At 64.4% G+C, this 21,045-nt stretch carries 24 protein-coding genes; 13 read left to right on the plus strand and 11 right to left on the minus strand.

What is annotated here, in order from left to right; translation table 11 throughout:
- Nucleotides 1-22 precede the first annotated feature (22 nt).
- The 3 genes from BPNPMPFG_RS15850 to coaBC are packed head-to-tail and all read left to right on the plus strand — an operon-like array spanning nt 23 to nt 1,945.
- Nucleotides 23-283, plus strand: a complete 261-nt coding sequence (locus BPNPMPFG_RS15850) for a FitA-like ribbon-helix-helix domain-containing protein (RefSeq protein WP_258596411.1) — start codon at nt 23-25, stop codon at nt 281-283.
- Nucleotides 284-306: 23 nt separating this feature from the next.
- Nucleotides 307-687 carry a type II toxin-antitoxin system VapC family toxin gene (locus tag BPNPMPFG_RS15855; protein ID WP_258596412.1) on the plus strand — a complete coding sequence of 127 codons (381 nt, stop codon included), beginning with the start codon at nt 307-309 and terminating at the stop codon, nt 685-687.
- 25 nt (nt 688-712) lie between these two features.
- Nucleotides 713-1,945 (plus strand): bifunctional phosphopantothenoylcysteine decarboxylase/phosphopantothenate--cysteine ligase CoaBC, encoded by a 1,233-nt coding sequence (gene coaBC / locus BPNPMPFG_RS15860; protein ID WP_258596413.1) that lies wholly within the window; start codon nt 713-715, stop codon nt 1,943-1,945.
- A gap of 100 nt (nt 1,946-2,045) precedes the next feature.
- Here the strand turns inward: coaBC and BPNPMPFG_RS15865 are convergent, their stop codons facing one another.
- Nucleotides 2,046-2,621, minus strand: coding sequence for an invasion associated locus B family protein (locus BPNPMPFG_RS15865; RefSeq protein ID WP_258596414.1), 576 nt, complete (start codon nt 2,619-2,621; stop codon nt 2,046-2,048).
- A gap of 389 nt (nt 2,622-3,010) precedes the next feature.
- Between BPNPMPFG_RS15865 and BPNPMPFG_RS15870 the strand changes: the two genes are divergently transcribed.
- A complete protein-coding gene (locus BPNPMPFG_RS15870; protein WP_258596415.1) occupies nt 3,011-3,268 on the plus strand; it encodes a hypothetical protein in 258 nt (85 codons plus the stop codon).
- 126 nt (nt 3,269-3,394) lie between these two features.
- Nucleotides 3,395-3,871 (plus strand): NUDIX hydrolase, encoded by a 477-nt coding sequence (locus tag BPNPMPFG_RS15875; protein WP_258596417.1) that lies wholly within the window; start codon nt 3,395-3,397, stop codon nt 3,869-3,871.
- 9 nt (nt 3,872-3,880) lie between these two features.
- Here BPNPMPFG_RS15875 and BPNPMPFG_RS15880 read toward each other — a convergent pair whose 3' ends face one another.
- From BPNPMPFG_RS15880 to BPNPMPFG_RS15900, 5 genes are all read right to left on the minus strand, one after another.
- Entirely contained in the window at nt 3,881-4,732 is an 852-nt protein-coding gene (locus tag BPNPMPFG_RS15880; protein ID WP_258596419.1) for a citryl-CoA lyase, read from the minus strand.
- Nucleotides 4,729-5,913, minus strand: a complete 1,185-nt coding sequence (locus BPNPMPFG_RS15885) for a CaiB/BaiF CoA transferase family protein (protein WP_258596421.1) — start codon at nt 5,911-5,913, stop codon at nt 4,729-4,731. The genes BPNPMPFG_RS15880 and BPNPMPFG_RS15885 overlap by 4 nt, the downstream gene beginning before the upstream one ends.
- A gap of 15 nt (nt 5,914-5,928) precedes the next feature.
- Nucleotides 5,929-7,452, minus strand: coding sequence for a tripartite tricarboxylate transporter permease (locus tag BPNPMPFG_RS15890; protein ID WP_258596423.1), 1,524 nt, complete (start codon nt 7,450-7,452; stop codon nt 5,929-5,931).
- Between the two features lie 4 nt (nt 7,453-7,456).
- The gene (locus BPNPMPFG_RS15895) at nt 7,457-7,993 is read right to left on the minus strand and encodes a tripartite tricarboxylate transporter TctB family protein (RefSeq protein ID WP_258596425.1); all 537 of its coding nucleotides are present in this window, start codon (nt 7,991-7,993) and stop codon (nt 7,457-7,459) included.
- Between the two features lie 153 nt (nt 7,994-8,146).
- A complete protein-coding gene (locus BPNPMPFG_RS15900; RefSeq protein ID WP_258596427.1) occupies nt 8,147-9,124 on the minus strand; it encodes a Bug family tripartite tricarboxylate transporter substrate binding protein in 978 nt (325 codons plus the stop codon).
- Nucleotides 9,125-9,310: 186 nt separating this feature from the next.
- Between BPNPMPFG_RS15900 and BPNPMPFG_RS15905 the strand changes: the two genes are divergently transcribed.
- On the plus strand, nt 9,311-10,078 hold the full coding sequence (locus BPNPMPFG_RS15905) for an IclR family transcriptional regulator (protein WP_258596429.1): 768 nt from the start codon (nt 9,311-9,313) through the stop codon (nt 10,076-10,078).
- A gap of 293 nt (nt 10,079-10,371) precedes the next feature.
- A complete protein-coding gene (locus BPNPMPFG_RS15910; protein ID WP_258596430.1) occupies nt 10,372-12,855 on the plus strand; it encodes an EAL domain-containing protein in 2,484 nt (827 codons plus the stop codon).
- Between the two features lie 25 nt (nt 12,856-12,880).
- Here the strand turns inward: BPNPMPFG_RS15910 and BPNPMPFG_RS15915 are convergent, their stop codons facing one another.
- From BPNPMPFG_RS15915 to BPNPMPFG_RS15925, 3 genes are all read right to left on the minus strand, one after another.
- The gene (locus tag BPNPMPFG_RS15915; RefSeq protein ID WP_258596431.1) at nt 12,881-13,048 is read right to left on the minus strand and encodes a hypothetical protein; all 168 of its coding nucleotides are present in this window, start codon (nt 13,046-13,048) and stop codon (nt 12,881-12,883) included.
- A gap of 60 nt (nt 13,049-13,108) precedes the next feature.
- Complete coding sequence (locus BPNPMPFG_RS15920) at nt 13,109-13,648, minus strand: GNAT family N-acetyltransferase (protein ID WP_258596432.1); 540 nt, start codon at nt 13,646-13,648, stop codon at nt 13,109-13,111.
- 99 nt (nt 13,649-13,747) lie between these two features.
- A complete protein-coding gene (locus BPNPMPFG_RS15925; RefSeq protein ID WP_258596433.1) occupies nt 13,748-13,978 on the minus strand; it encodes a YdeI/OmpD-associated family protein in 231 nt (76 codons plus the stop codon).
- A gap of 211 nt (nt 13,979-14,189) precedes the next feature.
- Here BPNPMPFG_RS15925 and BPNPMPFG_RS15930 point away from each other — a divergent pair, with 211 nt between their 5' ends.
- Nucleotides 14,190-14,645 (plus strand): DUF2214 family protein, encoded by a 456-nt coding sequence (locus BPNPMPFG_RS15930; protein WP_258596434.1) that lies wholly within the window; start codon nt 14,190-14,192, stop codon nt 14,643-14,645.
- Here the strand turns inward: BPNPMPFG_RS15930 and nth are convergent.
- Nucleotides 14,633-15,445 (minus strand): endonuclease III, encoded by an 813-nt coding sequence (gene nth, locus BPNPMPFG_RS15935; protein ID WP_258596777.1) that lies wholly within the window; start codon nt 15,443-15,445, stop codon nt 14,633-14,635. The two genes, BPNPMPFG_RS15930 and nth, sit on opposite strands and share 13 nt — an antisense overlap.
- 22 nt (nt 15,446-15,467) lie before the next feature.
- Between nth and BPNPMPFG_RS15940 the strand changes: the two genes are divergently transcribed.
- Nucleotides 15,468-15,962 (plus strand): DUF2244 domain-containing protein, encoded by a 495-nt coding sequence (locus BPNPMPFG_RS15940; protein ID WP_258596435.1) that lies wholly within the window; start codon nt 15,468-15,470, stop codon nt 15,960-15,962.
- Between the two features lie 2 nt (nt 15,963-15,964).
- On the opposite strand, the gene BPNPMPFG_RS15945 is transcribed toward BPNPMPFG_RS15940, so the two are convergent.
- Nucleotides 15,965-16,780 carry a class I SAM-dependent methyltransferase gene (locus tag BPNPMPFG_RS15945; RefSeq protein ID WP_258596436.1) on the minus strand — a complete coding sequence of 272 codons (816 nt, stop codon included), beginning with the start codon at nt 16,778-16,780 and terminating at the stop codon, nt 15,965-15,967.
- A gap of 115 nt (nt 16,781-16,895) precedes the next feature.
- Here BPNPMPFG_RS15945 and BPNPMPFG_RS15950 point away from each other — a divergent pair, with 115 nt between their 5' ends.
- The 4 genes from BPNPMPFG_RS15950 (at nt 16,896) to BPNPMPFG_RS15965 (ending at nt 20,970) form a co-directional block, all read left to right on the plus strand.
- On the plus strand, nt 16,896-17,774 hold the full coding sequence (locus BPNPMPFG_RS15950; protein WP_258596437.1) for a methylated-DNA--[protein]-cysteine S-methyltransferase: 879 nt from the start codon (nt 16,896-16,898) through the stop codon (nt 17,772-17,774).
- 103 nt (nt 17,775-17,877) lie between these two features.
- Nucleotides 17,878-18,783: a ribokinase gene (locus BPNPMPFG_RS15955; RefSeq protein ID WP_258596438.1), complete on the plus strand. Its 906-nt coding sequence runs from the start codon at nt 17,878-17,880 to the stop codon at nt 18,781-18,783.
- A gap of 10 nt (nt 18,784-18,793) precedes the next feature.
- The gene (locus BPNPMPFG_RS15960) at nt 18,794-20,242 is read left to right on the plus strand and encodes an amidase (RefSeq protein ID WP_258596440.1); all 1,449 of its coding nucleotides are present in this window, start codon (nt 18,794-18,796) and stop codon (nt 20,240-20,242) included.
- A 113-nt stretch (nt 20,243-20,355) separates the two neighbouring features.
- A complete protein-coding gene (locus BPNPMPFG_RS15965; protein ID WP_258596442.1) occupies nt 20,356-20,970 on the plus strand; it encodes a LysE family translocator in 615 nt (204 codons plus the stop codon).
- Nucleotides 20,971-21,045 lie beyond the last annotated feature (75 nt).

The following is a 21,045-nucleotide window of genomic DNA, read 5'->3' on the forward strand; positions in this document are numbered from 1 at the left end:
TTAAGCGACAAGGAGCAAGACCGTGAGCACGATAACAGTTCGCAATCTTGACGACAGCGTGAAGCAGGTGCTTCGCGAGCGCGCCGCCGCGCGCGGCGTTTCGATGGAGCAGGAAGTGCGGGATGCCTTGCGTGAGGCGGCAATCCCAAAAACCAGGCTTGAGAATGGGGCGTGGCGGCTAAGGGCTTCCCGTGACGAAATCTTGGCGCTCGGGCGGAAGCTGGAACGCCCTTTTGATCTCAAGGCGATTACTGACCATATGTGGGACGAGGGACTTCTGTGACAGTCGCAGTCGATACCTCGGCGTTGATCGCAATCCTTGGCGCGGAGTCGGATGCCGCTGCATTCGTCGATGTTTTCGGAACCTCATCTTTTGCACTGATAAGCACAGCGACGCTGCTGGAGGCGCATTGTGTCGCGAGCCGGTCGAGTGATGGCGTTAATGTCAACGAACTCAAGATGCTGATCGATCTTCTCGAGCTGACGGTAGTTCCTTTCGACTTGGCGCAACTTGAAGTCGCACGGCTTGCCTACTCTCTCTATGGCCGTGGGTCTCATCATCGCGCTGATCTCAACATGGGCGACTGTTTCGCTTACGCCCTGGCCAAGACGCGAAACCTGCCACTGCTTTTCAAGGGCAATGATTTCATCCATACCGATATCGAACCGGCGCTGAAGCCGGCATGACACTGGACAAGAACTGGTCTCGGGCATGAGCCTCTCCGGCAAGCGCATCCTGCTCATCATCGGCGGCGGCATCGCCGCCTACAAGGCGCTGGATCTCATCCGCCGGCTGCGCGAGCGGGGTGCTGCGGTGCGAGTGGTCATGACATCGGCAGCGCGGGAATTCGTCACCACGCTGTCGGTCGGCGCGCTTTCCGCCGACCATGTCTTCACCGACCTGTTCGACCGCAATGACGAGCATGATGTCGGCCACATCAGGCTGTCGCGCGAGGCCGACCTTCTGGTGGTTGCGCCCGCCACCGCCGACCTCATGGCCAAGCTTGCCAACGGCCACGCCAACGATCTTGCCTCGACGGTGCTGATCGCCACCGACAAGCCGGTTTTGATGGCGCCGGCCATGAACCCTAGAATGTGGGCGCATCCGGCGACCCGCCGCAACCGCGCGACGCTGCAGAAGGACGGCGTTGCCTTCGTCGGCCCGGCCAAGGGCGAGATGGCCGAAAGCAATGAGGCGGGCGAAGGCCGCATGGCCGAGCCGCTGGAGATCGTCGCCGCCATCGAGGCGCTGCTCGATGCCGGCCCCAAGCCGCTGTCGGGACGCAAGATCATCGTCACCTCCGGGCCGACGCATGAGCCGATCGACCCGGTGCGCTACATCGCCAACCGTTCGTCGGGCAAGCAGGGCCACGCCATCGCGGCGGCATTGGCCAGGCTCGGCGCCGATGTGCGCCTCGTCTCCGGCCCGGTCACCATTGCCGATCCAGCCGGCGTGAAAACCATCCATGTCGAACGGGCGCAAGAAATGCGCGATGCGGTGGAGCAGCTTCTGCCTGCCGATGCGGCGGTGTTCGTCGCCGCCGTTGCCGACTGGCGCAGCGAGAATTCGGCCGGCGAGAAGATCAAGAAGATCTCGGGCGAAGGACCACCGGTGCTGCGCATGGTCGAAAACCCCGACATTCTCGCCGGGGTCGGCCATCACAGCCAGCGACCCGGCCTTGTGATTGGCTTCGCCGCCGAGACACAGGATCTCTTGCGCAACGCCGAGGCCAAGCTCAGGAAGAAAGGCGCCGATCTCATCGTCGCCAACGACGTGTCGCACGAAAGCGGCATCGGTCCGTCGGGCGTGATGGGCAGCGATCGCAATCGGGTACGGATCGTGTCCAAGGCCGGCGTCGAGGAGTGGCCCGAGATGGACAAGGACGAGGTGGCGGCGCGGCTCGCCGCCCTGATCGCCGAACGGTTGAAGACAATCGTCGTCTGAGCAGTAGAGCCGGAGCGTCCTGCAGCCAACGTCTCGTCGCCTTATGAGCGCGCCACTGTAGCGCGCTGCGGCGTCCTCCGGCTCTACACCACCTCAGCCGTCAATTGGCCAAAAGCTGCGCTGTTCGGGCAAGCGCGCCGCCGAAGCCGTTGAGCGGAATGGAGAAGCTCACCGCTTGTCCGGTGTCGGCGGCGAAGGCATCGATCTTCAGGGTGGTGCCTGCCTTCAGCAGCGGCGTGAGGGTCGCATCGAATGCCACCGGCACCAGGCAGCCGACCGCCTGGCAGGTGTTGAATGGCAGGCTGCCATCCAGCTTCTGGTCGTCGATGGTCAGGCTGACGCCCTTGGCCAGTGCCAGGCCAAACGGCAGGGCGAGCGTACCCGTGGCATCCTCGCCGGTCTTGCTCGACAGCTCGATCGCCAGCAGGCGCTGGTTGTTTTGCTTGTTGAATTGCTGATGCGAAAGGCTGCAGACCTTGGTCGTGCCTGATATCTGGCAATTGACCGTCCAGTCGCCATGGGTTTCGGACAGCGCCGACGCCCCGCCAGGCAGTTGCGGCGCATCGGCGGCGGGCGCCGCCACCGCCTTGTCGGTCTTGGTTTGCGCCGCCACGGCCGGCACACCGACCACGCAGGCAACACCCAGCATCGCCACGAAATACGCGTACTTCCTCATCAAGCCCCCTCCCGCCCGGCTCCGCCTCGGGCCAGTTGAAGCTGGCCTTGTGAGACGCGCCGATCGCGTTCTGTTTACCGTTTCGCCGGAGGCACATCCGACGGACATGCCGACGCCGTTGAGGCCACTCATCTCAAGGCCGGCACCGACGCGATAGAGCGGCGAATCGACTGCCTCCGTCAAGTGCAATGCGGGGCTGCCAGGCAGATTCTCCGCTGCCGCGAGGCGGCCTTCCGCGATCAGCAACCCGATTTCGCTTCGATCGGCGCCTGGATATGGCACAACCGGACAGACGTCCTATATTAAGGTCAGGATTTCTTTCATGCGGGAATGAGCGGATGTCGGCGCTTCGACCAACAACGATTTTCACATCGGCGGTGCTGGCCACGATGGTGCTGGTCGGCGCTTGCCTGCCCGCTTCCGCCCAGGCCCTCGATTCCCTCAACGGCAGCAATGCGCTGATCCGGCAGAACGATCTGCAAATCCTGCAGAACAGGGTGCAGCGGCAGCAATACCAGCAGCAACAGCAGCAGTATCGTGCCCAGGATCGCCAGATCGTCCAGCAGCCGCAACCGATCGTGCCGCAGCTCAAGCCAAGCTGCACGACGCAGATCATCGGCAGCATCGCCGTAAACAATTGCCGCTGACAAGCCGGCGTTTTTAATTTATTAGCCGACTTATGTATTCGGGGTGCCTTTCGGCACACGCGAAAGTTTTGGTTTTGCAACGATGCCTTGTCACGCTATGCGGCATGGCATCGACTGGATTCACGAATGGCAGCCACCAAGAAAAAGGCCGTACGCAAGGCAAAGAAGGGCGAGAGGATCCGTCAGGTGGCGGCTATCCCCTTTCGGCTGAACGCACACGGCGATATCGAGGTGATGCTGGTCACATCGCGAACCACCAGGCGCTTCATCGTCCCTAAGGGTTGGCCGATGAAGGGCAAGAGCGGACGCAAGGCGGCCACCATCGAGGCACAAGAGGAAGCCGGCGTGCTCGGCAAGACTCTGAAGGAACCGGCCGGCACCTATACCTACTGGAAACGGCTGACCAACCGCTTCGTCCGTGTCGACGTCATCGTCTATCTGCTGGAGGTGACCGAGGAACTGGCCGACTGGCAGGAAGCCAAACGACGGCAGCGGGCCTGGCTGGCGCCGGCCGAGGCGGCCATGCTCATCGACGAACCTGACCTTTCGACGCTGGTGAACACGTTGACGATTGCCCGGTCCGCGCCGATCGCCCCAGCCTGAGTCAGAGCCTCACTCGCTCGTGTCGTCCCCTTCGGGAAAAGGCCGCGCCGGTGTGCCGCCATAGGCCCACAACCATTCACGCGGCAGCGGTCCCTTGTTTCGCTCGGCTTGCTGCGACTGCTCCCAGGCATGCGCCAGGATGCCGACAGAGCGTGACAGCACGAAAAGCCCGCGCGTCAGCGGCGGCGGGAAGCCGAGTTCGCCATAAATGACGGCGGTCGCGCCATCGATGTTGAGCGGTATCCTTTTCCCCTTGCGCCGTGCGACGTCCGCCTCGATCGCCTCGGCGATGTCGGCGAAACGTCCATTGACGACACCGCGCGCGGCAAACTCGCGGGTCAGTCCCAGCAGGCGCGGCGCGCGCGGGTCGACCGGATGGAAGCGATGGCCGAGCCCAGGGACATAACCCTTTTCCTCGGCGAAGAACCGGTCCAGCCGCGCCGAGACGGCTTCCTTCAGCGTCATGCCGCCGTCGAGCGCCGCGGCGATGTCGCCGTAGAAGGACAACGCCTGTTCGCCGGCGCCGCCATGCACGTCGCCGAGCACGTTGATGGCTGAGGCCATGGCGCTGTTGATGCCGACGCCGCAGGTTGCCGCCATCCGGGCGATGGCGATCGACGGCGCCTGCGGGCCATGGTCGACGGCGGCACCCAGCGCAATGCCGAGCAGCGCCGCCTGGTCCTCGCTGGGCAGTTCGCCGCGCAGCATCAGCCAGATCATCGCCGGGAAGCTGACACTGCCGATCAGGTCCTGGATCTCGTAGCCGCGCAGCCGGATGACACCCGGCCGCATCTCGATGATGTCGGTCCGCCACCATTCCTCGCCGCGCTCACGGTCGGTTTTCTTCACGGTCTCGCTCATGCCCGTACCTTTGCCTTGGCGCGCGGCGGCAGGTCGGCGAAAACCTCGTCCATATGCGCGCCCAACGCCGGCGGCGGCCTCGTCGGCAGCGGTGGCGCACCATCGACCATGAAGCCGCCGCGCAGAACGGTCAGCGGCCTGTCCATGCCGGCCACGCCGTGAAAATTCGCGGTCACCTGGCGTTCGAGCACTTGCGGCTCGGCCAGCACTTGCGGGATCGTCAGCACCCTGCCCGCCGGCACGCCGGCACGATTGAACGTCTCTTCCCAGGTCGCCGCCGATGCGTTCGCCAGGGCTCTCTCGATCTCGACCTTAAGCGCCGCACGGTTGCGCTTGCGCGTCTCCCGCTCGGCAAACCGGGCATCCCCGGCCAACTCCGGTCGATCGATCAGCCGGCACAGCGCCACGAACTGCTCCTGCTTGTTGGCGGCGATGTTGAGCAGCCCGTCGCCGGTGCGAAAGGCGCCGGAGGGCGCCGCGGTCATGTTCTCATTGCCCATCGGCCGCGGATCGACACCGGCGGTCAGATAGTTGGAGACCGGCCAGCCGAGCGCCGAAAGCGTGCATTCGAGCATCGAGACATCGAGAAAAGCGCCCTCGCCGCCCGTCCTTTGCCGCACCAGTGCCGCGGCGACAGCAAACGCACCGACCAGTCCGCCAAGCGTGTCGGCGACGGGGTAGCCGACCCGCAATGGCGCCGTTTCCGGCGTACCGGTGATGCTCATGATTCCCGACAAGCCCTGGATGATCTGGTCGTAGGCCGGATTGTCGCGCATCGGCCCAGTCTGGCCGAAGCCGGATATCGCGCAATAGACAAGGCCGGGGCGGACCACTTTCAGCGCCTCGTGGCCAAGGCCGAGCCGGTCCATCACGCCGGGGCGGAAATTCTCCACCAGGGCATCGGCGCTGGCGACGAGATCGAGGAAGCGTTCGCGATCGGCCGGCTTCTTGAGGTCGAGCACCACCGATCGTTTGCCGGCGTTCTGCGCCAGGAACGAGGTGCCCATGCCGGCGCCGTTGAGTTCGGGGGAACCGCCGAGCTGGCGCGCCAGGTCGCCGCCTTGCGGCGCCTCGACCTTGATCACATCGGCCCCGAGCAACGCCAGCTGATAGGCGCAGTAAGGGCCAGCCAGAACATTGGTCAGGTCGAGAACGCGGATACCGGAAAGCAGTTCGGTCATGACATCAGAGATCGATCAGGCATCGCCGGGCACGTGCTCCGGTCCACGCCGCCTTCGGCGCTCGACATAGGCCCAGATATGCGGCCCGACCAGGCCGATGAAGGCGAGCGTCAGCAGCGTCAGCGACAGCGGATGCTTGTAGAAAACCGACCAGTCGCCATTCGAGATGGTCATCGCCCGGCGGAACTGGGTTTCTGCGAGCGGCCCCAGGATCATGCCGATGATGACGGGCGCGGTCGGGAAATCGAAGCGCCGCATCAGGAAGCCGGCCGCCCCCAGGAGATAGAGGATGACGAGGTCGACAGGCGATTGCGAGATGCCATAGGTGCCGACGGTGGCGAACACCAGGATGCCGGCGTAGAGCTGCGGCGCCGGGATCTTCAACAGCCGCACCCACAGCCCGATCAGCGGCAGATTGAGGATGACGAGGATGACGTTGGCGATGAACAGGCTGGCGATCAGCCCCCAGACGAGATCGCCCTGCGTGGTCAAAAGCAGCGGCCCGGGATTGATGCCGTAGCTCTGGAACGCCGACAGCATGATCGCCGCCGTCGCCGAGGTCGGCAGGCCGAGCGTCAGCATCGGCACCAGCACGCCGGCGGCGGACGCATTGTTGGCGGCTTCCGGGCCGGCGACGCCTTCGATGGCGCCGACGGTGCCGAACTCCTCCTTGTGCTTCGACAGCTTCTTTTCGACGGCGTAGGACAGGAAGGTCGGGATTTCGGCACCGCCGGCTGGCATGGCGCCGATCGGAAAGCCGATCGCCGCACCGCGCAGCCAGGGCCTCCACGAACGTCCCCATTCGGCTGCTGTCATGTAGAGCGAGCCCTTCAGCGGCACGATCTCGTCCTTGCCGGCATAGCGGCGCGAAGCCATGTAGAGTGTCTCGCCGACGGCGAAGAGGCCGACGGCAACAATGATGACATCGACACCATCGAGCAGCTCGGTCATGCCGAAGGTGAAGCGCGGCTGGCCGGTCTGCAGGTCGACGCCGATCAAGCCGATGACGAAGCCGGCGAACAGGCTGGTGAGGCCGCGCACCGACGAGGAGCCGAGCACCGCCGAAACCGTGATGAAGGCCAGCACCATCAGCGAGAAATATTCGGCCGGGCCGAAGGCGAGCGCGAATTTGACCACCACCGGCGCGAGGAAGGCGACGCCCATCGTGCCGATGGTGCCGGCGACGAAGGAGCCGATGGCCGAGGTGGCGAGTGCCGCGCCACCACGGCCGGATCGGGCCATCTTGTTGCCTTCCAGCGCGGTGACGATGGTTGCGCTTTCGCCGGGCGTGTTGAGCAGGATCGACGTCGTCGAGCCGCCATACATGGCGCCGTAGTAGATGCCGGCGAACAGGATGAAGGAGGCTTCCGGCGCCACCTGGTAGGTGATCGGCAAAAGCAGCGCGATGGTCAGCGCCGGCCCGAGACCGGGCAGCACGCCGATGGCGGTGCCGAGCGTGGTGCCGAGCAGGCACCACAGAAGATTGACCGGGGTGAAGGCAACCGAGAAGCCGTGCGCGAGATGTCCGAGCGTTTCCATGGCATCAGGCTCCAAACGTGCCGATGATCGCATCGATCGCCGTGTTCAGCTGGTTCTCGATGAAGCCGGCGCCGATGTTGACGCCGAGCGCCCTGGCGAAGCCGAAATAGGCGGCCAGCGCCAGGATCAGGCCGAGCCCTGCGTCGCGCAGCGTGCGCTTGCTGCCGAAGCCGTAGCAGACGAGAACGAACATGATGACGGATGCCGCCGTGAAGCCGAGCGACTGGATGAGGAGCAGATTGGCGAGCAGGCCGATGACGACGAAACCCATCGCCCTCCAGTCGGTCGACGTTTCCTTTTCCTCCTCCGGCTGCCAGCCGCCGCGCAATGCGGCGAGGATAAGCAACAGCGAAAGCAACACCAGGCCAACCATGGTGAGGTAGGGAAAGACGGTCGGGCCGACCTTTGAGTAGAGTGGCGACACCGGGATCGCCAGTGTCTGCCAGGCCACCGCGCCGGCGCAGGCCAGGAGCCCGATGCCGATCAACAATTCCGACACCGCCAGGCGCGGCGCCGCCGCCTGCTGGTCGCTGCTGCTCATGGTTATCCTCCCCAAGATAGCTGGCCCCGGATAGCTTGCCCAGGATAGCTGGCCAAGATGCGCGGCACCGTACGGCTGGTCCTCACCGCGGTTTCATGCCGGCTGTGCATTCCATGCGAGAAGGGGCGGCGTGCGCCGCCCCTTCCGGGGAGATCAGGCAAGCCCGAGATCTTTCAGGATGGCCTCGATGCGGGCCGAATCCTCGGTGACGAATTTCGCATAATCGTCACCGGTGAGCAGGATCGGCGTCCAGTTGCGGTTCTTGCACTCGGTCGCCCAGGCATCGCTCTTTGCCATGTTTTCGACCAGCGCGATCATCGCCGCCTTGTCGGCATCTGAAACGCCGGGGGGTGCGAAGACGCCGCGCCAGTTGAACAGCTCGACGTCGATGCCGGCTTCCTTCAGCGTCGGCGCGTCGATGCCGTCCTGGCGCTTGTCGGCCGAGATGGCAAGCAGCCGCAGCGCGCCCGCCTTGACCTGTTCGGAGAACTCGCCGAAGCCGGAGATGCCGGCCGCCACCTGGTTGCCGAGCAGCGCCGACAACGCTTCGCCGCCACCAGCGAACGGCACGTAGGACAGGCTTGTCGCCGGCACGCCGACGGTCTTGGCAATCAGGCCGAACAGGATGTGATCCGAGCCGCCGGCGGAACCGCCAGCAACAGGAACCTTTGTCGGATCGGCCTTGAGCGCGGCGACGAAATCGGCGGCCGTCTTGAACGGCGACTCGGCCGGCACCACCAAAGCCTCGAACTCTCCGGTAAGGCGCGCGATCGGCGTCACTTGCGTGAGATTGTTGGCAGCCTTGTTGGCGATGATGGCGCCAACCATGACCATACCGGCAACCATCAGGGAGTTGCCTTTGCCGTTCCACTGGCTGATGAACTGCGGCAGCCCGACCGTGCCGCCGGCGCCGCCGACATTGGTGATCTGCGAGCCGGAGATAAGTTTCTCGCCGCGCAGCACCTGGTCCATCGTGCGCCCTGTCTGGTCCCAGCCGCCGCCGGGCGCCGCCGGCACGAAAATCTGGATCTGCGGTGCGCCTTCGGCGAAGGCGGGTGAAAGATGAAGTCCTGCAAGGCTGGCAGCGCCTGCCGCCGCCGTGCTCATCAAAAATCTGCGTCTGTTCAGCATGGGATTCCTCCAAATCACGACACCTCCTCCGGTGCCTGCCAAAACGCGCCTGAATCCAGACCCGTAATCGAGTTCAAGCAGATGTTACCGAGTTCTGTCAACAGGAACGTCATTCTGCTGGACAGAACATTCTTACGGCGCGATAGAGTGGCTCCGCTCGGGGCTTCTCCGGATTGGGAACCGCAAATGGACTCATCAAGCAGATCGGCTGATCCAGACATCAGGCACGCGGCTGCCGAAGGTGTTGCCGCGCTTGACCGGGCGATTGCCATCCTCGATGCCTTCACCACGGCCGACCGCTCGCTCAGCCTGGCCGAAATCGCGGCGCGCACCGGCCTCTACAAAAGCACCATCCTGCGGCTTGCGAATTCCCTTCTGCGCGGGCAGTTGCTCGAGCGTCTGGACGATGGCCGTTACCGAGTCGGACCGGCCGCCTTCCGGCTCGGCGCCCTCTATCAGCGTTCGGTCGTGGCGGTCGACATCCTGCTGCCGATCATGCGCGACCTTTCCGAGCGAAGCTGGGAGAGCATTGCCTTCTATGTTCGGTCGGGCGACGTCCGCACCTGCCTCTACCGCGTCGAATCCAAGCATCCGATCCGCTACACGATCCGCGAAGGCGACGTGCTACCTCTGCTGGTCGGCTCGGGCGGCCGCGTGCTTGCGGCGTTTTCCGGCCAGCCGGGCGAACCCTACGAGACCATCCGCAAGACCTGCAACTGCCTCGCCGTCGGCGACCGCGATCCCGAGACGGCGGGCGTGTCGGCGCCGGTGTTCGGGCCGGGTCGGGCCTTGCTCGGCGCCTTGACGCTGGCCGGCCCCAGCACGCGCGTCGACGCGGCGTTTCTTCAGCGCATGAAACGCCCGTTGCTCGAAGCGGCGGCCCGTGCCACCCGCGCCTTCGGCGAGGACGCCTCCATGCTTGAGCAAGCGAGCCTCGCGGCGGACGTTGTGTAGTCGCGTCGATTGGCCAGTCGGGCCGAGGCAAAGCGCGATGCGCGTCTGCGCGAGCTTTCGAATACAACCTGATGCAATTTTTAGCAATTGCATGACGTTGCGTAATATTCGGTCTCCCGCGGCAAGAATCGACCTCGCAAATAGTTGCGACCTTTATTCGCTGTTAAGTCCCCTCATGATAACCGGATTGTTGTCGCCAGATGAGCGGCATGAGGAAGAAACATCGTCTCAACCGACGGATGAAACAGTCGGGCAGGCGCTGACAGGGATCATGGCAAGTCCATGGAAATTCGATGAAGCTGTCATCGATGGACGCGAACCCCCGTCTTCTCGGGCTCGTCTGGCCCTTCATCGCCGTCGTTCTTGTTCAGGCACTGGTTGCCAGCCTCAGCCTCTACACGCTATCGGCGGTTCGCGCCTATGTTGGCGGCGAGAGCCAGTGGTCCAAGGGACAAAAGCACGCCATCTATTTTCTCAACCTCTATGCCGACACCGGCAAAGAGGAATTCTTCGGCGAGTACAGCGCGGCGATCGCCGTTCCGCTGGCTGATCGTTCGGCCCGCCTTGCGCTCGAGCAGTTCGCGCCCGACACCAATGCGGCGCGCGCCGGCTTCCTGCAGGGTAGAAACCACCCGGACGACGTGACGGGAATGATCTGGCTGTTCCGGAATTTCCGCGGCTTCAGCTATCTCGACGCCGCCATCCGGCACTGGACGGCCGCCGACACCATGATCCTCGCCATCCAGCGGCTCGGTGACTCGATGCACGAGAAGCTCGGCAAAGGACCGGCATCGGCAGCCGAGATCAGCACCTGGAAAGCGGAGATTCATCAGCTCGATCGTCAGATCGGCCCGCTTTCCAAAGCGTTCTCGGACAGCCTCGGCGAGGGATCGCGCTTCATCAAGATGTTGCTCACCTTTGCCAATCTGGTCATCGCCGCCTTGCTGATCCTGCTTGCCGTATGGCGCACGCGCAAACTCCTGGCGCAGCGTCAGGCATTCCAGATGGCGCTCAATACCGAGCGTGAGCGCGCCCAGATCACCCTGGCCTCGATCGGACAGGCCGTCATCAGCACCGGCGCCGACGGGCGGCTGGATTACATGAACGCCGTCGCCGAAAGATTGCTGGCATGCCCGCTCGGCGCCGCCAGGGGCAAGCCCATCGCGTCGCTGTTTCGCCTTGTGGACAAGGACACCAGTGTCGAGGACACCAGGCTGATCGAACGCCTGCTGGCTGGCGAGCCGCGCCGTTCCAGCGCGCGTCCGCAATTGCTGCAGCGGCCGGACGGCTCGGTTGTTCCCGTCGCGCTAACCGGTGCGCCGCTGCTCGTCTCCGGCCGCGTCGTCGGCGCGGTGCTCGCCTTCCACGACATGACACGCGAAGAGGACTATATCGAGCGGCTGTCATGGCAGGCATCGCATGATGCGTTGACCGGGCTGGCCAACCGGCGTGATTTCGAAAGCCGGCTGGAAAGAACGATCGCGGACTTGCAGCACCAGCCGCGCCAGCACGCGCTGATGTATCTCGATCTCGACCAGTTCAAGCTGGTCAACGATACCTGCGGCCACGCCGCGGGCGACCAGTTGCTGCGCCGGATCTCAGCGCTGCTGACCCATGAATTGCGGCCAGGCGATGTGCCGGCCCGGCTGGGCGGCGACGAGTTCGGCGTGCTGCTCGTCGATTGCGATGCCGACAATGCGGCCGACATCGCCGAACGGCTGCGCGCGGCGGTGCAGGACCTGCATTTCGCCTGGGATGGCAGGCCCTTCAACAGCAGCGTCAGCATCGGCATGGTGCAGATCGCCAATGCCGAAGTGTCGATCGAGGAAACGCTGCGGGCCGCCGACGTCGCCTGTTACATGGCCAAGGAAAAGGGCCGCAACCGTGTCCAGATCCACAGCGACGGCGACATGGCCTTGCGGGAGCGCGTCGGCGAGATGGCCTGGGTGCAACGTCTGCACATCGCACTCGAAGAAAACCGCTTCAGGCTTCATGCCCAGGAAATCTGGCCGCTCAACGACGACGCCGCCGAGTCAGGCGCGCATATCGAGATACTGTTGCGGCTGACCGACGAAAACGGCAGCTTCGTCACTCCGCAGAGCTTCATCCCCGCGGCCGAACGCTACGGCTTGATGCCGTCGATCGACCGCTGGGTGGTTCGCAACACCTTCGCCATTCTGGCCGCGCGGCAAGCCGACCCGCGCACGGCGCCGATCGCCACCTGCGCCATCAATCTTTCCGGAGCGAGTTTCGGCGACGAGACGTTTCTCGGCTTCCTGCGCGAGCAGTTCCTCCTCCATGGCATTTCGCCTGCCATGATCTGCCTGGAGATCACCGAAACCAGCGCCATCGCCAATCTGACCAGCGCCATGCGCTTCATTGCCGATCTGCGCGGGCTGGGCTGCCGTTTCGCCCTCGACGATTTCGGCTCCGGCATGTCGTCCTTCGCCTATCTGAAGCACCTGCCGGTCGACTACCTCAAGATCGATGGCAGCTTCGTCAAGGACATGCTGGAGGATCGCATCGACCGCGCCATGGTCGAGATGATCCACCATATCGGCAAGGTGATGGGCAAACGCACCATCGCCGAGTTTGTCGAAAGCGACGGCATCATCGCCGCCTTGAAAAAGATCGGCGTCGACTACGCGCAGGGCTATGCGATTGCCAAGCCGCGGCCTTTCGATGTTTCGACGAAATTGCTCAATCCGGGCGCCGCACCCGATACCGATGGCGATCTGTGGAGCGACCTCGCGCGCAAGCTGCGCAAGGCCGGATGATCGGAGGCACTGCTGCCGGACTTCGTCAGTTCAATTTGACCAGAACCACACGGCGGTTCTTGGCGCGACCCGCCTCGTCGTCATTGCTGGCCACAGGCGTGCTGACACTGCGGCTGGCGAGAACAAGCCCCGCCCAGAAAAACGTGATGGCTAAAACGTGATGGCTGTCGTCTTGAATGCATGCATCGATCATCCCCCCTTCGAACTATGATCGATGCTTAGCAGAGCGGGTATGTCCAGTCGATGACGCCGCTCAGGGCAGCCGCTCCAGCAGGATGGTCGGAGCGTCGTGGTAGGTGGTCCGCACCACTTCCCGGTAACCGCATTTCGTCGCGACGTTCAGCGAAGCGGCGTTTTCCGGATCGATGATGCAGACGGTCTTGGCAGGCCCGAACGTCTCTTCGCCCCATGCCAGGATGCGGCCAACCACCTCGGTGGCGAAGCCTGCGCCGTGCACGGCAGGAACGAGCGCCCACCCGGCCTCGGGAATGCCTTCGATCGACGGCTCCATGCCGCGCTTCAGATCGTGAAAGCCGGCCTCGCCGATGAAACGGCCCGTCGCCTTCTCCTCGATCGCCCAAAAACCGTAGCCGAGCAGCGACCACAGGCCGGCATGCCGCAGGAAGCGCATCCAGCTTTCTTCGCGCGTACGCGGCTTGCCGCCGATGAAACGGGTGACGACGGGATCGGTCCACATCGTGACATAGGCGTCGAAATCGCCCAGCCGGTGTGTCCGCAGAATGGTTCGCTGCGTCTCGATGGCTGGAGCGCTGGCGGCTTGCGGGTTGCTCATTGTATCTGCCTTGCTTGTCTACCCGGCGCTTAGCAAATTGTCCGGGCCAGGCAAGGGGCCAAGGCAGGGCATGTCATCTTCCAGACGAGAAAATCGTTCTCAGCCGCGCCAGGCCATGTTCATGTAGACGCCGCCGCGCCGCAGCTCGTCCAGCATCTGGTCGAGCCGTTTCTGCCTGGTATCCGGCCGCTTGGCGCGGCCGATCCTGCCGAGGTAATCGTTCTTCTGGTAGTCCGGCCGGACCTCATAGGCGACCATCACGCCGCGCTCCGTCAGGGCCGCGCGGACATCGTCGGGCATCGGGTTCAGGGCGCGCTTCAATCCGGTCATGCTCGGAAACTACAGTGGCGGAATTTCGCGTCAACACCGCACGCGGGTTGGTCAACACCGCACGCGGGTTGGTCAACACCGCACGCGGGCCTTCCAGCTCCGCTATGGGAATTCCGCGCGACAGTGTATTTTCACGACAGGCTGATTCAGCACCTGCCGGCGCGACCCTTTCCAAATGCGGGCCGGCGCCGTCAAACCCAAGGGAAAGAGCATGGACACCACCGATCTTGTGCTTGCCATTGTCCATCATCTGCTGGTGTTTTCCCTGGCCGGGATCATCGGCGCCGAGTTCGTGCTGATCCGCGGCGATCTGGCCGCCGCGACACTCAAGCGGCTGGCCGGCATCGACCGCCACTACGGCATCATCGCCTCGCTGATCATCATCGTCGGCATCGGCCGCGTCTTCTATGGCCTCAAGGGTTGGGAATTCTACGTCTACAACTGGGTGTTCTGGGCCAAGATGGCGGCATTTGGCATCGTTGGCCTGCTGTCGATCATCCCGACCATTCGCTTCATTTCCTGGAACAGGCAGGCCGGCGCCAATCCCTCGTTCCTGGTGCCGGCAGCCGAGCTTGCTTCGGTGAAGACCTATATCCGCGCCGAGGCGTTCATCTTCCTGCTGATCCCGGCCTTCGCCGCGGCGATGGCGCGCGGCTACGGCTCCTGATTTTCGGCGACGGCCGTTTCAAGCGACGCGATCGGTACCAGCGGCGCCGGCACGTCGGTCGTCTTCTCCTGCGCCTTGCAGATATCGGCGATGATGCAGGCCGGGCAATCCGGCCTGCGCGCCTTGCAGACATAGCGGCCATGCAGGATCAGCCAGTGATGCGCGTGGCGCATATACTCGTCCGGAATGATCTTCAGCAGTCCTTGTTCGACCTGTTCCGGCGTCTTGCCGGGCGCCAGGCCGAGCCGGTTGCCGATGCGGAAAATATGCGTGTCGACCGCCATCGTATGCTGGCCGAACGCCATGTTGAGCACGACGTTGGCGGTCTTGCGCCCGACGCCCGGCAGCTTGACCAGCTGGTCGCGGTCGTCAGACACCTCGCCGCCATGGTCGCGGATCAGCGCCTGCGACAGCGCAATGACGTTCTTGGCCTTGTTGCGCCAGAGCCCGATGGTCCTGATGTGGTCGCCAACCTTGGCTTCGCCCAGCGCCAGCATCTTTTGCGGCGTATCGGCGACCTTGAACAGCGCCCGCGTCGCCTTGTTGACACCGGCATCGGTCGCCTGCGCCGACAGCACCACCGCCACCAGCAGCGTGAAAGCGTTGACGTGCTCGAGCTCGCCCTTCGGTTCCGGCCGCTGGACGGAAAAGCGCCGGAATATCTCATGCACCTCGGCCGCGCTGTAGCGCGAAGAGCGCCGCACCGGCTGCGGGCGCGGCTTGGCATTCGACCCGTCACGCCGGCCGGGCAACAGCTCTTTTTTGGGCATGGAGGATTCTTTGGACTTGGGGCTCGCCATTTCCTTCCTATAATATCTAGCCATGAGCGACACAAACGCCTCATTTCAGGCCGACGAACCATTCTTTCGCGCACTGCTGACGCCGCATCGGTCGCTGGGCAAAACCGGTTTTGCCGTGCTGATGGGCGCGCTGCTGTTCGGCTGGCTGGCGACAGGCGCGTTTTTCCTGTCACGCGGCGCCTGGCCGGTGTTCGGCTTCTTCGGCCTCGACGTGGTCGCCGTCTACATCGCCTTTCGCGCCAACTACCGTGCCGCGCGTGCCAGCGAAGAGGTGTCCGTCTCGCGCACCAGCCTCGACATCCGCAAGACAGCACCCTCGGGAAAATCGGAAGCGCATCGCTTCAACCCGTTCTGGGCGCGGTTCTCGGTCGCCCGTCATGCCGAGATCGGCATCACCAGGATGACGGTGGAGGGACAAGGCCAGAACGTGCCGATCGGCGGTTTTCTGGACCCTGACTCCCGCGAGAGTTTTGCGACGGCCTTTTCGCGCGCGCTGGCGACCGCCAAGGCGCGCTGAGCCTAGAATCGATAGCGCAAAAGCCTGCCGATCTTGCGCAGAGCCGGAATGTGTATCCACAGGCGAATGAACAGTTTGGCGGACCAGCCCATGCGGGCGGCGTGTTCGGGCTTGTAGGCCGAGATGTCCTCGACGAACCGCAGCTTCGGAACGGCGAGCTCCAGGTCGTGCGGATCCTCGATGTTCCAGTAGACCTTGGCGCCCGTCGCCTTGAAGGACGGGTTGAGGCGCAGCAGCTTCAGGCCGAAACGGCTGTAGGCGTCGAATATCAGCTCGCCGCTGGCAAGATGCGAGACAAGCCGCGCAAACAGCCGCGGCCCCTCGTCGGCGGGGAGATAGGGCGTCAGTCCTTCCGCCACCACCATGGCCGGGCGGTTGCGCGGCACTTCAGCCAGCCAATCCGGCTCGGTAACCGACGAAGCGACCAGATGGTAATGGTCGCGGGACGGGTAAAGCTTGCGCCTGAGCTCGATGACTTCCGGATAGTCGACATCGAACCAGTCCACTCCTGGTAGCGGCTCGACACGGAAGATGCGCGTATCGAGCCCGCAACCGAGATGCAGCACGATGGCATCGAGATTTCTGGCGAGAAAGTCCTGAACGCGGACGTCCAGCGTCTTTGCCCGGATCGCCAGGCCGACGCCGAGATTATCGTCGACCTTGAGCCTGGAGAAATCATAGTCGATGTTGCGCACCGCCTCGTCGGCGAAGTGATCATTGAGCAGCGAATCCGGCAACCTGCTCTCCAGCGCCTTGCCGTAGAGCGTCAGCAGCAACGTCTCCTTTTCCCCCGTCAGATGCACTTTTTCGCCGGCCATCGCGGCTCCTCGGACCAAATCCCCGAGTCTATCTGGGTATGCGCGGCAAGAAGGCAAGTTTCGGGTGGCGATCGGCGCCCCAAGGGGCGATATTCCTGACCAAGGAGACAGTTCCATGAGCACGCAGACAGCAGTCCTCAAAAAGGACATCACGCCGCAAGGCAGCGACTACGAAATCGTGCGCCGCGCCATCGAGAAGATCAGCCTCGACTATCGCGACCAGCCGTCGCTGGAAGAACTGGCCGAGGAGGTCGGCGAGACACCGACCGGCCTGCAGAAGCTGTTCACGCGCTGGGCCGGCCTGTCGCCAAAAGCCTTCCTGCAGGCGGTGACACTGGACCATGCCCGCAAACTGCTGGATTCGGGCATGCCGCTGCTCGAAACATCATTCGAGCTGGGCATGTCCGGCCCCGGCCGGCTGCACGATCTCTTCGTTACCCACGAGGCAATGTCGCCGGGCGACTACAAGACGCGCGGCGCCGGGCTGACCATCCGTTACGGCTATCATCCCTCGCCATTCGGCACCGCCCTGATCATGGTCACCGACCGCGGGCTTGCCGGCCTCGCCTTCAATGATCCAGGCGAGGAGCGCGCAGCCTTCGCCGACATGTCCAGCCGATGGCCGAACGCCCACTATGCCGAGGACATGACTGCTACCGGGCCTTATGCCGCGCGCATCTTCGACCCGACGCTGTGGCGTCCCGACCAGCCGCTGCATGTCGTCATGATCGGCACCGACTTCCAGGTTCGGGTCTGGGAAGCGCTGCTCAAGATCCCGATGGGCAAGGCCCGTACCTATTCCTCGATCGCCGCCAGCATCGGCGCGCCGAGCGCCAGCCGTGCCGTCGGCGCCGCCAACGGCGCCAACCCGCTCTCTTTCGTGGTGCCCTGCCATCGCGCCATCGGCAAGTCCGGCGACCTCACCGGCTATCACTGGGGCCTGACCCGCAAGCGCGCCATCCTGGGCTGGGAGGCCGGGCAAGTCACATCCTGAGATTTTTCGGACACCTGCAACACCGGCGCCTGCGACATCAGCATGCTCTGGAAAGCAGCGGTCTTTAAGGGTAGCTTCCCGCGCATTCAGCAGGAGGCATTCCTTGATTATCGTTATCGGCTCGATCAACCTCGACCTCATCGCCAATGTCGACCGCCTGCCGAGCCCCGGCGAGACGGTGAGCGGCTCGGCCTTTGCCTCCGCGCCCGGCGGCAAGGGTGCCAACCAGGCGCTGGCCGCCGCGCGCGCCGGTGCTTTGGTGCGTATGGTCGGTGCCGTCGGCAAGGACAGCTTCGCCGCCGAGGCACTGGCACTGCTGCGCGATGGCAAGGTCGACCTGTCCGGCGTCGCCGAGACCTTTGCCTCGACCGGTACGGCGCTGATCATGGTCGGCGACGACGGCGAGAACATCATCGCCGTGGTGCCAGGCGCCAACGCTTCCGTGTTGCCCGGCGACCTGTCCAAGGCCTTCCTCAGGAAGGGCGATGTCGTGCTGCTGCAGCATGAAATCCCGCTGGCGACCGTCGATGCCGCGCTCGATCAGGCCAGGGCGGCCGGCGCCGTCACCGTGCTCAACACCGCCCCCTTCCAGGGCGACGCGGCGGCCTTCCTCGGCAAGGCCGACTATGCGATCGCCAACGAGACCGAATTCGACCTCTATGGCGAGGCGCTGGCGCTGAATGGCCGCGACCGGGCGTCGCGCATGCGCGACTATGCCGGGAAGACCGGCCGCACCATCGTCGTCACGCTCGGCGGCGACGGCGTGATGGCGGCGACGCCGAGCGATTTCCTGAACGTTCCGGCAATGAAGATCACCCCTGTCGACACGGTCGGCGCCGGCGACACGTTCTGCGGTTATTTCGCCGCCGGCCTGTCGTCCGGCCTTGCGCTCGACAAGGCACTGGCGCGCGCCAGCGTGGCCGGCTCACTGGCTTGCCTGAAGCCTGGCGCCCAGCCGGCGATCCCGCTGGCCGCGGATGTCGATCAGGCGTTGCTGAAATCCCATTGAGATAGCCACCATGCGCCCTCAGACGAAGCATGCCGTGCCGCCGGCCGGCGACATTTGCCGCCTCTCCGCGGTCGAACTTGCCGGCGCGATCCGGCAAAGGAAACTTTCCGTGCGCGAGGTGGTGACGGCCTTCCTCGACCGCATCGAGGCGGTCAATCCGCTGGTCAACGCCATCGTCTCGTTGCGCGACCGTGGCGACATCCTGCGCGAAGCCGATGCGGCCGACGCCCGGCAGCAGGCAGGCGTCGAAACCGGCCCACTCTTCGGCCTGCCGATCGCCATCAAGGACCTCGCCTCGACGAGAGGCCTCAAGACCTCGTTCGGCTCGCCGATCTTTGCCGATTTCGTGCCGCAGGAAGACGATTTCTTCGTCGAGCGCATTCGCGACGCCGGCGCCATCATCATCGGCAAGACCAACGTTCCTGAATTCGGCCTTGGCTCCAACACCTACAACAATGTATTCGGGCCGACGCTGAATGCCTTCGATCCGGCGCTGACCGCCGGCGGCTCGAGCGGCGGCGCGGCGGTGGCGCTGGCGCTTGATATGCTGCCTGTCGCCGATGGCAGCGACTTCGGCGGCTCACTGCGCAATCCGGCGGCCTGGAACAATGTCTACGGGTTCCGCCCGTCGCAAGGGCTTGTCCCCGGCGGACCGGACTTCGAGGTCTTCCATGCGCAGATGGGTGTCGAGGGGCCGATGGGCCGCAATGTCCGCGATATGGCCCTGCTGCTCGACGTGCAGGCGGGGTATCATCCGCATGCGCCGTTATCTTATGAGAAACCGGGCTCATTCCTCGAAGGGCTTGGGACGGCAGCGACTGGCGGCCGCATCGCCTGGCTCAGTGACCTCGGCGGTCATCTGCCGGTCGAAGCCGGTATCCTCGATCTCTGCGAGGCCGCGCTTGGCCGGTTCGCGGATGCATCCTTCCTGACCGAGCCGCTAAGGCCCGACTTCGATTTCGAAGCCCTGTGGCAGGCTTTCGTGACACTGCGCCAGGCCAGCAGCGGCTGTGCGCTTAAAGTGCACTACGACGATCCCTCGAAGCGCGGCCTGCTGAAGCCGGAAGCCATCTGGGAAGTGGAGAACGCGACGCGACTGACAGCCCCGCAGATCCGCGCGGCCTCGGTCATCCGCACGTCCTGGCATCGCACGCTGCTGTCGATCTTCGATCGCTTCGATCTGATCGCTCTGCCGAGCGCGCAGGTCTTTCCCTTCAATGTCGGCACGCACTGGCCTGGCGAGGTCGCTGGCCGGGCGATGGACAGCTACCACCGCTGGATGCAGGTTTCCGCATTCGCCACCCTGGGCGGCTGCCCGGCGGTCAACGTGCCGGTCGGCTTCGACGACAGAGGCCGGCCAATGGGCATGCAGCTGATCGGAAGGCCGCGCGGCGACCTCGCCGTGCTGAAGGCGGCCGCCGCCTGTGAGACGACGCTACCCTGGCAGGCCGGCGCCTGAACCGAATGCACCGGCGTATCGTAGCGCTTCGCGTACCGGCTTGCACCGGCAGCGCTGCCATGCATTGATTATCGTCTGCCGCGCCGCCTTGGCGGCATTCTTGAGGGAAAATCATGTCGCTGGAACTCTACGCCGCCTACGTCCTCGCTTGCATCGTCATCATCCTGGTGCCTGGGCCGACGGTCACGCTGATCATCGCCAACAGCATCCGCCACGGCTCCCGCGCCGGTCTTGCCAATGTCGCCGGCACGCAGGCCGGGCTTGCCGTCATGATCGCCATCGTCGGCATCGGCCTCAACACTCTGATTTCGGGCATGGGCCACTGGTTCGAATGGGTGCGGCTGATCGGTGCGGCCTATCTGATCTGGATGGGTGTGCAGATGTTCCGGTCCAAGGGCACGCTGAATGCCGATGGAACGGCAAGGAAACCGCGCGGCGGCTTCTTCCTGCAGGGCCTGCTGGTGGCGCTCAGCAACCCCAAGACGCTGGTGTTCTTCGGCGCCTTCTTTCCGCAGTTCATTTCGCCTCAAGGCAACTACTCGCTGCAGATCGTCGTCATGGGCCTCACCGCCATGATCTTCGCCGCCATGTCGGATTCGACCTATGCGCTCGCCGCCGGCCGCGCCGGGCGCCTGCTGTCGGCCAGCCGCATCAAGCTGTTGTCGAGGATCAGCGGCAGCTTCATGGTCGGTGGCGGCCTGTGGCTGGCGTTTTCACGGTCGAAGTAGGACCCCTTCCCTCGCCCCGTTTACGGGGAGAGGGTGGTCGCGAAGCGACCGGGTGAGGGGCAGCGCCGGGGCTGC

The sequence above is a fragment of the Mesorhizobium sp. AR07 genome, assembly GCF_024746815.1.
Lineage (GTDB): Bacteria > Pseudomonadota > Alphaproteobacteria > Rhizobiales > Rhizobiaceae > Mesorhizobium.

Coding starts and splice junctions, on each gene's coding strand:
- BPNPMPFG_RS15875 (WP_258596417.1), top strand. CDS start 3,395: ATGGCAGCCACCAAGAAAAAGGCCGTACGCAAGGCAAAGAAGGGCGAG.
- BPNPMPFG_RS15905 (WP_258596429.1), top strand. CDS start 9,311: ATGGACTCATCAAGCAGATCGGCTGATCCAGACATCAGGCACGCGGCT.
- BPNPMPFG_RS15920 (WP_258596432.1), bottom strand. CDS start 13,648: ATGAGCAACCCGCAAGCCGCCAGCGCTCCAGCCATCGAGACGCAGCGA.
- BPNPMPFG_RS15885 (WP_258596421.1), bottom strand. CDS start 5,913: ATGACCGAACTGCTTTCCGGTATCCGCGTTCTCGACCTGACCAATGTT.
- BPNPMPFG_RS15925 (WP_258596433.1), bottom strand. CDS start 13,978: ATGACCGGATTGAAGCGCGCCCTGAACCCGATGCCCGACGATGTCCGC.
- BPNPMPFG_RS15960 (WP_258596440.1), top strand. CDS start 18,794: ATGCGCCCTCAGACGAAGCATGCCGTGCCGCCGGCCGGCGACATTTGC.
- BPNPMPFG_RS15915 (WP_258596431.1), bottom strand. CDS start 13,048: ATGATCGATGCATGCATTCAAGACGACAGCCATCACGTTTTAGCCATC.
- BPNPMPFG_RS15945 (WP_258596436.1), bottom strand. CDS start 16,780: ATGGCCGGCGAAAAAGTGCATCTGACGGGGGAAAAGGAGACGTTGCTG.
- BPNPMPFG_RS15930 (WP_258596434.1), top strand. CDS start 14,190: ATGGACACCACCGATCTTGTGCTTGCCATTGTCCATCATCTGCTGGTG.
- BPNPMPFG_RS15880 (WP_258596419.1), bottom strand. CDS start 4,732: ATGAGCGAGACCGTGAAGAAAACCGACCGTGAGCGCGGCGAGGAATGG.
- BPNPMPFG_RS15865 (WP_258596414.1), bottom strand. CDS start 2,621: ATGAGGAAGTACGCGTATTTCGTGGCGATGCTGGGTGTTGCCTGCGTG.
- coaBC (WP_258596413.1), top strand. CDS start 713: ATGAGCCTCTCCGGCAAGCGCATCCTGCTCATCATCGGCGGCGGCATC.
- BPNPMPFG_RS15895 (WP_258596425.1), bottom strand. CDS start 7,993: ATGAGCAGCAGCGACCAGCAGGCGGCGGCGCCGCGCCTGGCGGTGTCG.
- BPNPMPFG_RS15965 (WP_258596442.1), top strand. CDS start 20,356: ATGTCGCTGGAACTCTACGCCGCCTACGTCCTCGCTTGCATCGTCATC.
- BPNPMPFG_RS15950 (WP_258596437.1), top strand. CDS start 16,896: ATGAGCACGCAGACAGCAGTCCTCAAAAAGGACATCACGCCGCAAGGC.
- nth (WP_258596777.1), bottom strand. CDS start 15,445: ATGGCGAGCCCCAAGTCCAAAGAATCCTCCATGCCCAAAAAAGAGCTG.
- BPNPMPFG_RS15890 (WP_258596423.1), bottom strand. CDS start 7,452: ATGGAAACGCTCGGACATCTCGCGCACGGCTTCTCGGTTGCCTTCACC.
- BPNPMPFG_RS15940 (WP_258596435.1), top strand. CDS start 15,468: ATGAGCGACACAAACGCCTCATTTCAGGCCGACGAACCATTCTTTCGC.
- BPNPMPFG_RS15910 (WP_258596430.1), top strand. CDS start 10,372: ATGAAGCTGTCATCGATGGACGCGAACCCCCGTCTTCTCGGGCTCGTC.
- BPNPMPFG_RS15870 (WP_258596415.1), top strand. CDS start 3,011: ATGGTGCTGGTCGGCGCTTGCCTGCCCGCTTCCGCCCAGGCCCTCGAT.
- BPNPMPFG_RS15900 (WP_258596427.1), bottom strand. CDS start 9,124: ATGCTGAACAGACGCAGATTTTTGATGAGCACGGCGGCGGCAGGCGCT.